The sequence below is a fragment of the uncultured Thiohalocapsa sp. genome, assembly GCF_913063425.1.
Taxonomy (GTDB): domain Bacteria; phylum Pseudomonadota; class Gammaproteobacteria; order Chromatiales; family Chromatiaceae; genus Thiohalocapsa.
Map to the genome: position 1 here is coordinate 192,784 of NZ_CAJXYK010000001.1, position 12,151 is coordinate 204,934.

Annotated in this window: 8 protein-coding genes; 3 read left to right on the forward strand and 5 right to left on the reverse strand. The window is 69.2% G+C overall.

Translation table 11 applies throughout. The features are described from left to right. Positions 1 to 36 precede the first annotated feature (36 nt). Positions 37 to 3,459, forward strand: a complete 3,423-nt coding sequence (locus QZ607_RS00775; RefSeq protein WP_295878515.1) for a DUF2126 domain-containing protein — start codon at positions 37 to 39, stop codon at positions 3,457 to 3,459. Between the two features lie 522 nt (positions 3,460 to 3,981). Next, positions 3,982 to 4,590: a DNA polymerase ligase N-terminal domain-containing protein gene (locus QZ607_RS00780; protein WP_295878517.1), complete on the forward strand. Its 609-nt coding sequence runs from the start codon at positions 3,982 to 3,984 to the stop codon at positions 4,588 to 4,590. Positions 4,591 to 4,810: 220 nt separating this feature from the next. On the opposite strand, the gene QZ607_RS00785 is transcribed toward QZ607_RS00780, so the two are convergent. Then, complete coding sequence (locus tag QZ607_RS00785) at positions 4,811 to 6,001, reverse strand: hypothetical protein (protein ID WP_295878519.1); 1,191 nt, start codon at positions 5,999 to 6,001, stop codon at positions 4,811 to 4,813. Positions 6,002 to 6,259: 258 nt separating this feature from the next. Further along, the gene (locus QZ607_RS00790) at positions 6,260 to 6,814 is read right to left on the reverse strand and encodes a hypothetical protein (RefSeq protein ID WP_295878520.1); all 555 of its coding nucleotides are present in this window, start codon (positions 6,812 to 6,814) and stop codon (positions 6,260 to 6,262) included. A 217-nt stretch (positions 6,815 to 7,031) separates the two neighbouring features. On the opposite strand from QZ607_RS00790, the gene QZ607_RS00795 reads away from it, so the two are divergent. Then, positions 7,032 to 8,108 (forward strand): Sfum_1244 family protein, encoded by a 1,077-nt coding sequence (locus QZ607_RS00795; protein WP_295878521.1) that lies wholly within the window; start codon positions 7,032 to 7,034, stop codon positions 8,106 to 8,108. A 182-nt stretch (positions 8,109 to 8,290) separates the two neighbouring features. Here the strand turns inward: QZ607_RS00795 and QZ607_RS00800 are convergent, their stop codons facing one another. From QZ607_RS00800 to QZ607_RS00810, 3 genes are all read right to left on the reverse strand, one after another. Further along, complete coding sequence (locus QZ607_RS00800) at positions 8,291 to 8,902, reverse strand: fasciclin domain-containing protein (RefSeq protein ID WP_295878522.1); 612 nt, start codon at positions 8,900 to 8,902, stop codon at positions 8,291 to 8,293. Positions 8,903 to 9,401: 499 nt separating this feature from the next. Further along, positions 9,402 to 11,477, reverse strand: a complete 2,076-nt coding sequence (gene ftsH, locus QZ607_RS00805) for an ATP-dependent zinc metalloprotease FtsH (protein ID WP_367268133.1) — start codon at positions 11,475 to 11,477, stop codon at positions 9,402 to 9,404. A 374-nt stretch (positions 11,478 to 11,851) separates the two neighbouring features. Beyond that, entirely contained in the window at positions 11,852 to 12,139 is a 288-nt protein-coding gene (locus QZ607_RS00810; RefSeq protein WP_295878524.1) for a hypothetical protein, read from the reverse strand. Between the last annotated feature and the right edge of the window lie 12 nt (positions 12,140 to 12,151).

The following is a 12,151-nucleotide window of genomic DNA, read 5'->3' on the forward strand; positions in this document are numbered from 1 at the left end:
AGCCTCTCCTGTCGGCAGTCCCGGAGCCCGCCCCGCATGTCCATCCTCGTCGCCATCAACCACAAGACCGAGTACCGCTTCGACCGCTCGGTGAGCTTGGGCCCGCATACCATCCGGCTGCGCCCGGCGCCGCACAGCCGCACGCCCATCCGCTCCTACTCGCTGCGCGTCGAGCCGGAGCAGCACTTCCTCAACTGGCAGCAGGACCCGTTCGGCAACTATCTGGCGCGGCTGGTGTTTCCCGAGAAGGCGCGGACCCTGTCCGTGGAGGTGGATGTCATCGCGGAGATGGTGACCATCAACCCCTTCGACTTCTTCGTCGATGAGTACGCCTACAGCTATCCCTTCGGCTACGACCACCAGCTGACCAAGGAGCTGTTTCCGTATCTGGAGGTCAAGGAGGAAAGTCCGCTCATGAAGCAGTGGCTCTCCGGCGTCGACCGCACGCCGCGGGAGACGGTCTACTTCCTGGTGGACCTGAACAAGAAGCTGAACGAGGACATCGGCTATGTGATTCGCATGGAGCCCGGCATCCAGACCTGCGAGGAGACGCTGCGGCTCGGCCGCGGCAGCTGCCGGGATTCGGGCTGGCTGCTGGTACAGATCCTGCGCCACCTGGGCCTCGCGGCGCGCTTCGTCTCCGGCTACCTGGTACAGCTGACGCCGGACGTGAAGTCCCTGGACGGCCCGAGCGGCACCGACCGCGACTTCACGGACCTGCACGCCTGGGCGGAGGTCTATGTGCCGGGCGCGGGCTGGATCGGGCTCGACCCCACCTCCGGGCTCTTCGCCGGCGAAGGCCACATCCCGCTCGCCTGCACGCCGGACCCCATCTCCGCGGCGCCTATCACCGGCGCCACGGACAAGTGCGATGTGAGCTTCTACTTCCACAACCGGGTCAAGCGCATCCACGAGGACCCGCGGGTCACCAAGCCCTACACCGAGGAGCAGTGGGCGGCCATCGAGGGCCTGGGGCACCAGATCGACGCCGAGCTCGACGCGCACGATGTGCGGCTCACCATGGGCGGCGAGCCCACCTTCGTCTCCATCGACGACATGGAGGGCGCGGAGTGGAATATCGCCGCGCTGGGGCCCACCAAGAAGCCGCTGGCGGAAGACCTGCTGCTGCGCCTCAAGCGCCGCTTCGCACCTCGCGGCATGCTGCACATCGGCCAGGGCAAGTGGTACCCCGGCGAGCAGCTGCCGCGCTGGGCGCTGTCCTGCTACTGGCGCAAGGACGGCGAGCCCGTCTGGACCGACGCAAGCCTGCTGGGCAGCGAAAAGGACAGCGCCGGCCACGCGCCGCCGGATGCCGAGCGCTTCATCCGCACCCTGGCGGACAAGCTCGGGGTGGAGCCCGGGCATGCGCAGCCGGCGCACGAGGACGTCTTCTATTACCTGTGGAAGGAGTCCCGCCTGCCGGTCAATGTCGACCCCTTCGACAGCAAGCTGAAGGACCCCGTGGAGCGCGCCCGGCTGGCGCGGGTGTTCAGCCAGGGTCTGGACCGCACCGTGGGCTTTGCGCTGCCGCTGCGCTGGGCGGGCCTGCCCACACGCGAGCAGGGGGGCGGCTGGGTGAGCGGCAAATGGAGCCTGCGCGACGGCAACCTGTTCCTGATCCCCGGCGACTCGCCCATGGGCTTTCGGCTGCCGCTGGAGGCGCTGCCGTATGTGCCGGATGCGGATCTGGACACACACCCGGAGCGCGATCCCTTCGAGCCGGTGGCTGCGCTGGCACCGCGCTATGACGCCAAAGGCGATGAAATCGCCCGCCGCTACGGGCGCATCACGGAGCCGGACCAGCCCCGGGAGGCATTCCAGGAGCAGGGCCAGCGCCCGGAGCAGACGGCCCGCCGCTATGGTCGCGCGCCACTGACGGAGGACCACCGCCAGGCACTCTCGGAGCAGGCGACGCTGCCCGACGACTACCCGCCCGCGCTCATCCGCACCGCACTGTGCATCGAAGTGCGCGCGGGGAGGCTGTACTGCTTCATGCCGCCGGTGACGCACCTGGAGCACTGGCTGGACCTGGTGCACTGTCTGGAGGACACCGCCGCGGAGACGGGCCTCCCGATCATCATCGAGGGTTACGAGCCGCCACGGGACCATCGTCTCAACAAGCTCGCGGTCACCCCGGACCCGGGCGTCATCGAAGTCAACGTCCACCCGGCCTTCAGCTGGGACGAGCTGGTGCGCGACACCGACATCCTGTACGCGGAGGCCCGCCTCAGCCGCCTCGGCACCGAGAAGTTCATGCTCGACGGCCGCCACACCGGCACCGGCGGCGGCAACCATGTCACCCTGGGCGGCCCGACCCCGGCGGACAGCCCGCTGCTGCGCCGCCCGGACCTGGTGCAGAGCCTGGTCACCTACTGGCAGCACCACCCGAGCCTGTCCTATCTCTTCTCCGGCACCTTCATCGGCCCCACCAGCCAGGCACCGCGGGTGGACGAGGCCCGGGACGACAGCCTCTACGAGCTCGCCATCGCCTTTCAGCAGATGCCGAAGGGCCGCGCCGGCGAGCGCGAGCCCTGGATCGTGGACCGGGTGCTGAGGAACCTGCTGGTGGACGTCACCGGCAACACCCACCGCACCGAGTTCTGCATCGACAAGCTCTACTCGCCGGACTCGGCCAGCGGCCGGCAGGGCCTGGTGGAATTCCGCGCCTTCGAGATGCCGCCGCACGCGCGCATGAGCCTTGCTCAGATGCTGCTGCTGCGAGCCCTGGTGGCGCGCTTCTGGCAGCAGCCCTACAGCCGGGCGCCGGTGCGCTGGGGCACCGAGCTGCATGATCGCTTCCTGCTGCCGCACTTCGTGCGCCAGGACTTCCAGGACGTCATCTGCGACTTACAGCGCGCCGGCTATCCCTTCGACCCCGCCTGGTTCGACCCCTTCTTCGAGTTCCGCTTTCCGCACTACGGCGACATGATCGCCGCCAACGGGGTGCGCATGGAACTGCGCGGCGCCATCGAGCCCTGGCACGTGCTGGGCGAGGAGGTGACGGCGCAGGGCACCGCGCGCTTCGTCGACAGCTCCGTGGAGCGCATGCAGGTGAAGGTGGACGGCATGCTCGGCGAGCGTCACGCGCTCGCCTGCAATGGCCGCCGCGTGCCGCTGCGGCCCACCGGCCGGCGTGGCGAGTACGTGGCCGGTGTGCGCTTCAAGGCCTGGGCACCACCCTCTGGTCTGCACCCCACCATCCCGCGGCACAACCCGCTGGTGTTCGACCTGGTCGACCTGTGGAACAAGGCCAGCCTCGGTGGCTGCACCTACTACGTCGACCACCCCGGCGGCCGCGCCGAGGAGCGCTTCCCGGTGAACAGCTACGAGGCCGAGGGCCGGCGCATCGCCCGCTTCCGCGTCATGGGCCACACACCCGGCGACATCGACCCGCCGCCGGAGGAGCCGGCCGGGGAGCATCCCTATACCCTGGACCTGCGGTGGACGCCGGGTTGCTGACATCCTTGCTGGTGAAGGAGCGTGCAACAGGAAATGCGAGAAGCGACGGGAAGAGATTCTCTACATGTCCCAGATCGGAGGCGCGCTGATCCCGTGCCGCGTCCTTCAGCGCCGAGTTTATACCCGTCGTCGAATGCATATCAGGACTACAACCTCGCACGAGTAACTGGGCTGCAAGCAGGTGCTAGGTCAGACAAGCATACCTCTGGTGCAAAGCGTTACAGAGATCCGGAAGCCCAAAAGCCTACCGATTGGCTGTGGCGTGTTCCAGACGATTCTTGATGGAAGCGCTGGAAAAGCGCTTACGATTACCATGATTGATCGGGGAATTGAGGGTCAATTACGGCGACGAAAAACGGGGACGGTAACCTTAATTTGCGCTCTCCGAAGATCTCGGCGACGCAGCGGACGGCGGCCCGTCCGTCGTCGCGCGTGAGCTGAGGTGCATGGCCTGCACTTTGCGTTCAGTTTGGGCGTCAATGGGTCTCTCGACCCTGTCTCAAGCCAACGCGGAGGCCACGCATGGGCAAGCATGATGATGACAAGCTCGCCGCTTACCGCGGCAAGCGGGACACCGGCAGGAGCGGCGAGCCCGCCGGCGACGCCGCGGCATCCGACGACGAGGACAGCGGTCGCTTCGTGATCCAGAAGCATGCCGCTTCGACGTTGCACTACGACCTGCGGCTTGAAGTGGGCGGGGTGCTCAAGTCCTGGGCCGTGCCCAAGGGCCCGTCCACGGACCCGTCCGAGAAGCGCTTCGCCATCAGGACAGAGGACCACCCGCTGGAGTATGCCGACTTCGAGGGCGTGATACCCGAGGGCGAGTACGGGGCCGGCACGGTGCTGGTTTGGGATCAGGGGCGATACGACAACCTGAGGGCGGAGAAGCAGGACAACCCCAAGGATATGGTCGCCAGCCTGGACGACGGCCTGGTGGAGGTCCGGCTGCACGGCGAGAAGCTCGCGGGCGGCTATGCGCTGAAGCGCATCGAGGGCGGCAACGAGGAGCAAGCCAAGTGGCTGCTCATCAAGATGCGCGACGACGGCGCCGATGCCAGGCGCAACCCCACCAGCACCGAGCCCAACTCCGTGCTCACCGGCCGCGACCTCGACCAGATCGCCGGAGACTAAAACGGGGACATCACGGGGACGGTATACTGAACAGCGGCGTGCTGACGCGTCACGAGTGGCGATGGTGTCTGTCCACGCGCCACCGCAGCGGCCGATCCCTCCCTGCAACGGCCGATTGTGCTTGTCAAAGCCGCGCTGGCAGGGTTATCGCCAGCGATGGCGCATCTGCCCGGCCCGGCGCATCGGGCCGATGCCGCCGGGCCGCCCCATCCCTGGTGGGTCAGGAGGAGCTGCCGGTGATCCGCGCGCGCGGCGTGTTCCTGCGTGGATCTGTTTCGGTTGCTGACGCCGACTCGCCGTCTCCCTGGTCCTGCCCGTGCGTCCGCGGCAGGGTCACCAGCTTGGCGGCATAGTGGGTCATCAGCACCGGGCGGCCGTCATCCATGCCCGCGTTGCCGTACAGCACCACCTGATCCCCCCTCTCCAGGCTCAACGCCCGGGCGGCCTGCGAGCGGCCGAGGTCGGCGAGCACCTCCCGCCCGCCTGGCGTGGCGACGCCGATGCGCCGTGGCGCTCCAGGTTGCTGTTCGGCGCTTTCCTGTACGTTGCCCGGCTTGTCCGGCGCCTGCTCGGTGCCGTCGCCGCCGATGCTGACGACGGTGCCTGTGAGCATCACCTTCATGTCTGTGCCGCGGCTGCCTGCGCTTGCGGCATCGCCTGCCGTGCCCTGGCGGTCCGCCGCGCTCCGGCGGCCCGACGGATCAGGGCGTGCGCTCATCATGCCCGGACCCATGCCGGGCGCGGTGTGTCGGCTCATGTCGCCGGTGAGGCCGCGGCTCAGTGCCCGTCCGTCGCTTGCGGGCACTGTGGGACGCCCGCCGCGGCTCATCTCCGGCCCCGAGCCCATGCCGGGCTGCTGTACCCAGCTCGGATGCTGTACGGGCCCGGGCCGGTTGGGCCGGCTCGGATTCATGGCCATGCCCTGGTGGCCTGGGACCTGCGGATGCCCGAACATCACCGGATGGCCTGCGTCGGAGCGGTGGCCCACCAGTCGCCACTGTTCCACCACCAGCCGCGGTGGGCCGCCGCGGCGCTCCAGGCTCGCAGTGCCCGCGATACGTTGGCCGGGCTGCACCTGAGGTCGGTCTGCCCGGTCCTTGCCGGCGTCGGCCTGTGCCGACATGGTGCCGAAATCGGCCAGCACCCGGTGGCCGTTATCCAGCAGGACACGGCCCAGGAGACGGGGCTCGCCCCCCGCATCGACGCGCACGGCGCGCAGGTGCATCACCAGGCCGCTGAAGCTGCGATGCTCTCCCTGTTGTGCGGAGCGCTCCGTGTGAGGGCGCTCGCCGGGGGCGGCTGCTGCTTGGGATTTGGGCTCTGCCGCCGGTGGCTCGGCCGCGGCGGCGGGCAGTGGCGTCAGGCCCGCTGCGATGAGCAGGGCCAGGGTGCTTGCGGTTGTAGCTCGCATGAATGCGCCTCCCGTTGCTGTGGCTGGTTGCGAAGCTTGAGCCCGGACGCCGACGCTTAGGCCGCCGTTCGGGCTGACGCTTGAGGGAGGTGCAAGTGGGATGCCGATCAGCAGTCAGGGTGCTTCCGGCATCCATGCCGTGTCGGTCGGGTCAGGTTGCGCCTGAGGCCTTCAGCAAGCAGGGCATTTGCCCCGGCCGCCGGGGCATTGCCACCGAACGGTGAGTCACAGGGTGCGGCCGAGCGGCGGGCGCACCGGCTACTCGAAAAGATCCCGGAAGGCCTTGGCGAAGCGCTTGTAGGCATCCCAGCCGTCCTTGTCCATGACCTGGTCGATGACCCAGCGGTTCTCGTCCTGCTCACCCATGAGCTGCTGGATCTCGAAGCCCAGATGACGCAGGAAGCTGTAGGACGGGCCTTCGTCGTCCATGCTGAATTCCGCATACTCGCCCGAGCGCTCGTTGAGGCGCTGGATGAAGGGCGTGCCATAGTCCGCGGGCCCCATCAGGTCCTGGCTGTTGTCCTGCACGTGCTCGACGGACTTGCGCGCCATGGCGGTGACGAGCTCCCGGCGCTGGTCGTCGTCCAGCCGGCCGTGGGCGAGGCGGTCTGCGATCTGCACCAGAAAGATCACGTACTCCTGAATCACCCGCATGCGCTGGGCGTCGTCTCGATAGACGAAGCGCTCGCAATGCAGGGTGATGGCCTTGTCGGTGGCGATGCGAAAGGCGATGAAGGCCATGGCGCCGCCGATCTCAGCCAGCGAGCGGTCGACCTCCTCGTTTTGCCAATGGCTCTTGATACGCAGTGCCATGATGGTTCTGACTCCGGTCGTGTCGGGCTTGTGATTGGCTCAGCAGGTGGGGGCACGGCGCCGCCGCCCAAAGCGCCGGAGCCGGGGGTTGGCGCGGGCGGTGGCCGTTGCCGGGGCGCGCCTGAGCTGCTACCGTTTTGTCCGACTGTTTTACTCAGGAATGGCGTGCCGCGTGCCCGAGCCCAGCGCCCCGCGGGCGGCAGCAGTCCGCCGCCGCATGCCCATCGAGGTTGCCGTCATGACCCCCAACGAGCTCAAGACCCTCACCGCCGCGGTGCAGTACAACTGCCACGTCTCCGACGCCCGCCACGGCGGCGACTACTCCCTCTGCGTCTATCTGATGAAGATGCGCGAATACTACCGCTGGGAGCAGAAGCTGCCCTACGGCGCACCGCTCGGCAAAGACGCCGTCGGCGACTGGCTCCAGGCGCGCGAGCAGCTCTGGGAGGGACTGGAGGATGCCGATTTGCGCCCGCTCAGCATCCGGGGCCGGGACTACGATCCCTTCGACGCCGATGCCATCAACGACTCCCTCGGCGAAGAGGGACTGGTCTACAGCAGCGGCCTCGGCAACCGGGCCAAGCCGCACTTCTTCCTCGGGCGGCTGGAGCAGCGTGTGAGCCGCGCCAACTGTACCGTCTACGTGGCAGCCGGTGAGTATGCGCGGGACCTTGCCGCCCCGCCGGCCATGACGCTCGGCGACAGCATCTTCCTGCGCCGGGAATCGCTGCGACGGATGCTCTGGGAGAAGTTGGAGAGCTGGCGCTGGAACCGCCCGGACAACGCCCTCGGGCGTGCCTTTGCCTGCTACGACTTCGACGCCGACCTGGAAGGCGCGCTGGATGCCATGACCGACCGCGAGATCGACAACGCCCTGCTGCACGAGCAGGGCGAGTACGAGGCGGGCCGCCTGCTGGACGACGCCGCCTGGAACGCCATGCTCGCGGACGTCGTGGGCACCCCGGCGGAGCTTGCGGCCCGTGCCGTGCGGGATCATCTGGCGGACGCGCTGGTGACGCTGCCGCGGCTCGCCGAGCAGGCCGACGCCCCGGCGCTGCACTTCTACGTGGGCAACCTCAACAACATGCGCAAGCACCTGTTCCCGGGGCTCACGACGGCCTACGACGCCTGGCGCACCGGCGGTGACACCGAGCCGCTGGCGAGCGTTGCCGAGACGGGGCGGACGCATTGGCTCGCGCTCGGTCGGGAGATGCTGGCGCGGCATCAGGCGGGTGCGGCCGGTGGCGATCTGGTGGGTGATCTGCGCGGGCTCGCGGAAGCGCGGGCGTTGTAGCCGAATGGGCAGGCGCTCGTGTCTCAGCGCGTCCCGCGGCGCTTGTCTGTGGGGGGCGAATCGCCCGGCATGCAGGCCGTCGCCGGGCGCGATGGCCTGCAGCCGGGCATGGCCCTCAGCTGACGGCGAGCGAAGTCCCTCTCTGCTGCGCCCGGGCTGACAGGCGTCCCTGTCCGGGTGCGTTACAGGTTCACCGCATCCACGATGTGCACGACGCCGTTGCCGGCGGCGAGGTTGGACTGGACGATGTCCGCGCCGCCGATGGTAATGGCGGTGCCGCCCCGGCTCACCGGCATGGTCTCGCCGCCGAGCGTCTTCACCTGATCCCGTTGCAGCAGGTCCGTGGCGGACAGTTTTGCGTGCACCACGTGGCGGCTCAGTACGTCCACCAGCCGGCCCGGATCATTCAGCAGCGCCTCTCGCTCGGCCGTCGGCAGGTCGCGGAAGGCCTTGTCCGTCGGAGCGAAGACGGTCAGGGGGCCCGGCCCCTGTAGGACCTCGGTCATGCCGGCCGTCTCAAGGGCCTGCGTGAAGGTTTGGAACAGCGCATCGTGCTCGGTGATGTCTGAAACCGTCGTCTGCGCTGCGGCCCCCACGAGCTTGGGCAGGCCGAAGTAACTGTCGGCGAAGATGCCGGGCGGGTCGTAGTTGCGGTCACCGGCCTCGGCGCGGGCGAGGGTCTCTTCGTCGGCGTAGCGGCTGCCGAAGCTCAGCGCCGCGAGCGGCCCCAAGGCGATGACGAGCAGCAGTGCGAGGCCCGTCAGGTTGCGCTTCTTCATGGATTCTTCGGTCATGGTGTTCTCCGTCGCCGCCGGTTGGCGGGATTGTGGCTCGGCGTATCGCTGCCCGCAGCTCATGCCGTTGGCGTGCCGGCGGACGCGGTGCAGCGGGCGAATGTGCTGTACGAGCAGCAACGCCCGTGCCGCCAAAACCGTTACTAAGTTCTGGTAATACAAAAGGAATCCGGTTTTCTGCGGCGCCGCTTCGGACGCATCACGGCAGGTGTTGCGGATACTGCCAACAGGGCTTGTGGTCGCCGCCGGGCGGCTCTGGTCGCGAGCGGGGCGGGCGACGGCGCCGGCCGGCGGCAGCCGTTGCCGAGGCCGGCGGGTGCACCCTTCACGATGGGGGATCTGCCCCGGCGTCGGGGGCTTTGGCGCATTCACTCAGCCGAGGTGTGGTGAGCGCGCCAGGGACGGGTTCCGGCTCTGCCCGGAATCGCCCACGCACGCGGGTTCGCATGCAACGATGGTGGGCGAGTCGGCCCGGCCTTCGCGGGGGTGCGCTTGCCGTTCAGACCGGCATGGCGCGCCGTGACGGACGGCTCGGCTTCGCTGCCGCTTGATGAGCGCCGGGGGGCTTCGCGCCCGTCTCCCGCAACAGGGCGTCGATCTCCGTGCGACTCAGGGTCTCCACCTCGAGCAGGCGGGCGGCGAGGTGTGTCAGCGCATCCTCGTGCTTGCGCATCAGGCCCCGGACCTCCTGCTCCACATCCTCCACCAGCGCCTTGATCTCCTGGTCGATGCGCCGGGCGGTGTCCTCACTGAAGTTCGGCGCCGCGGAGATGTCGCGGCCGAGGAAGACGTGCTCGTGCCCGCGCGGGAAGGCCAGCGGGCCGATGGCCTCGCTCATGCCCCAGCGGCTCACCATCTTGCGGGCGAGGTCGGTGGCCTGCTCCAGGTCGTTCTCGGCGCCGGTGGTGACTTCGCCGAACACCAGCTTCTCGGCGATGCGCCCGCCCAGCATCACGCCGAGCCGGTCCCGCAGGTAGCTCTGCTTGTAGGTATGGCGCTCCTCCCGCGGCACCTGCTCGGTGATGCCCAGCGCCTGGCCGCGGGGAATGATGGTGACCTTGTCCAGCGGGTCGGCGTTCGGCAGCAGCCAGGCCATGAGCGCATGGCCGGACTCGTGCACGGCGATGAGCCGGCGCTCGGCATCGCCGATGGCCTGCTCGCGCTCAGCGCCGAGGACGATCTTGTCCCGGGCCACGGCGAACAGCGCCATGTCCACCTGCTCCTGCTCGCGGCGACCGGCGAGGAGGGCGGCCTCGTTGACGAGGTTGGCAAGGTCGGCACCGGAGAAGCCGATGGTGCGCTCAGCCACCTGGTCCAGATCCACGTCGTCGGCGAGCGGTATCTTTCTGGCGTGGATGCCCAGGATGGCACGGCGGGCGGCCTTGTCCGGCAGCTCCAGGTAGACCTTGCGGTCGAACCGGCCGGGGCGCAGCAGGGCGGAGTCCAGCACGTCCGGGCGGTTGGTGGCGGCCAGCACCACCACGTCCTCGTGCGGCTCGAAGCCGTCCATTTCGGCGAGGATCTGGTTCAGGGTCTGCTCGCGCTCGTCGTGGCCGCCGCCCAGGCCGGCACCGCGGGAGCGGCCCACGGCGTCGATCTCGTCGATGAAGATCACACAGGGGGCGGCCTGCTTGGCGGAGTCGAACAGATCCCGTACGCGGGCGGCGCCGACACCGACAAACATCTCCACGAACTCCGAGCCCGAGATGCTGAAGAAGGCCACCCCCGCCTCGCCCGCCACGGCGCGGGCGAGCAGGGTCTTGCCGGTGCCGGGCGGGCCCACCAGCAGCACACCATTGGGGATCTTGGCGCCGAGGGCGCGGAAGCGCTGCGGGTCCGCCAGGTGGCCGATGATCTCCGCGAGGTCCGCCTTGGCGTTCTTCAGGCCGGCGACATCATCCAGGCGCACCTTGACGTCTTCGGTGCGAAAGCGCTTGGCGCCTGACTTGGCGAAGCCGAAGATGCCGCCCTGCTGGCCGCCGCCCCCGCCCATGAGGCGCTGCTGCATGCGCCAGCTGACGTACAGGAACACCCCGAGAATCAAGAGCCAGGGCACGAGGGCGATGAGCATCCGGGCCAAGCTGCCGCTGTCGGCGGAGGTGGCGTCGATGTCCACGCCGTGCTCCTCGAGCAGGTCCAGGAGCCCGGGGCCAGCCACCTGCGGCATGACGGTGACGAAGCGCGACGGGCTGGCGGCTGGCGTCAGCGCGGGCTCGGCGTCCGGCGGATCCGTGCGCTGCATCGGCCCGCCCGTGGTGCGGGAGCCGATGTCCACGCCGCGCGGCTCGCCGGCGTCGTTGGGCGCAACCGCCTCCGGTTTGAAGCGACCGCGGATGCGGTCGCCGTCGAAGGTCACCGCCGCCACGCGATCGTCGCGCACCGCTTCCTTGAACGCGGTGTAGCTGAGCTCGTGCGGCGGCGCCGACACCAGGTTGTTCAGCAGCATCGCCAGCAGCAGGATGGCGACGGCGGCGAGTGCGTAACTGCGCCATTCGGGCGCCGGCGGTGGGCCGTTGCCACCGGGCGTGAGGCGGTTCAGCGGCTGTTTGGCGCCTGGGAGCTTGGAGTCGGCCATAGCCATCACTCGCGCGTTCTCGACCCGGGCCCAAGGCTGCGGCCCAGGGACTGAGCGGTTCTCCTTCAAGCTTAGGCCGTGCGGGCCATCCCTGGGGCGCTGCGGCCGCCGGCGGCCACAGCTGCGCCGCCGCCGGTCGGCCCGCGGCTGCCGTCGCTCCGGCGGTGGGCGACCGCGACGCGGATGCCCGCAAGCTTCTCTCAGGCGACCAGGTCATCGAGCAGGGCGGCCGCGTCAGCATCACCGGCAGCCTGAATGAGCGGTTCTTCGGCGGCCCCGAGCTGGAAGTCGACCGCAGGGTCGTGCTGCGTGACGCCGTGCCCGGCGCCGCCAGCGGTGGTGCCGACCCGAGTGCCCGGTCCGACACGCGCGGCTCAGTCGCCGTCGAGCTCATCGAAGCGCGCCCGGATCTCGGCGCCGACGCCTGGCCGCCGCAACAGTCCATAGGCCACACCGACCTGGGCGTAGTCCACCACGGTGGGCTCCGCCATGTGCGGCAGGTAATCGGCATCCGTGAAGCGCCTGAGTACCGGGTAGGCGGCGCGGTACTCGGCATCCCCTCTGGGCTTGCGCCCGTCGGGCTCGCTCGGCGGGACATAGGCGGCATTGATGCTGCGCATCTGTGGGGAGACGGCGGGCACGTGCCAGTGGGGGCCGAGCACCGGGATGCCCGC

What these genes read in the sequence shown, in the direction of transcription:
- QZ607_RS00775 (WP_295878515.1), top strand. Translation starts at nt 37, where the DNA reads ATGTCCATCCTCGTCGCCATCAACCACAAGACCGAGTACCGCTTCGAC.
- QZ607_RS00780 (WP_295878517.1), top strand. Translation starts at nt 3,982, where the DNA reads ATGGGCAAGCATGATGATGACAAGCTCGCCGCTTACCGCGGCAAGCGG.
- QZ607_RS00785 (WP_295878519.1), bottom strand. Translation starts at nt 6,001, where the DNA reads ATGCGAGCTACAACCGCAAGCACCCTGGCCCTGCTCATCGCAGCGGGC.
- QZ607_RS00790 (WP_295878520.1), bottom strand. Translation starts at nt 6,814, where the DNA reads ATGGCACTGCGTATCAAGAGCCATTGGCAAAACGAGGAGGTCGACCGC.
- QZ607_RS00795 (WP_295878521.1), top strand. Translation starts at nt 7,032, where the DNA reads ATGCCCATCGAGGTTGCCGTCATGACCCCCAACGAGCTCAAGACCCTC.
- QZ607_RS00800 (WP_295878522.1), bottom strand. Translation starts at nt 8,902, where the DNA reads ATGACCGAAGAATCCATGAAGAAGCGCAACCTGACGGGCCTCGCACTG.
- ftsH (WP_367268133.1), bottom strand. Translation starts at nt 11,477, where the DNA reads ATGGCCGACTCCAAGCTCCCAGGCGCCAAACAGCCGCTGAACCGCCTC.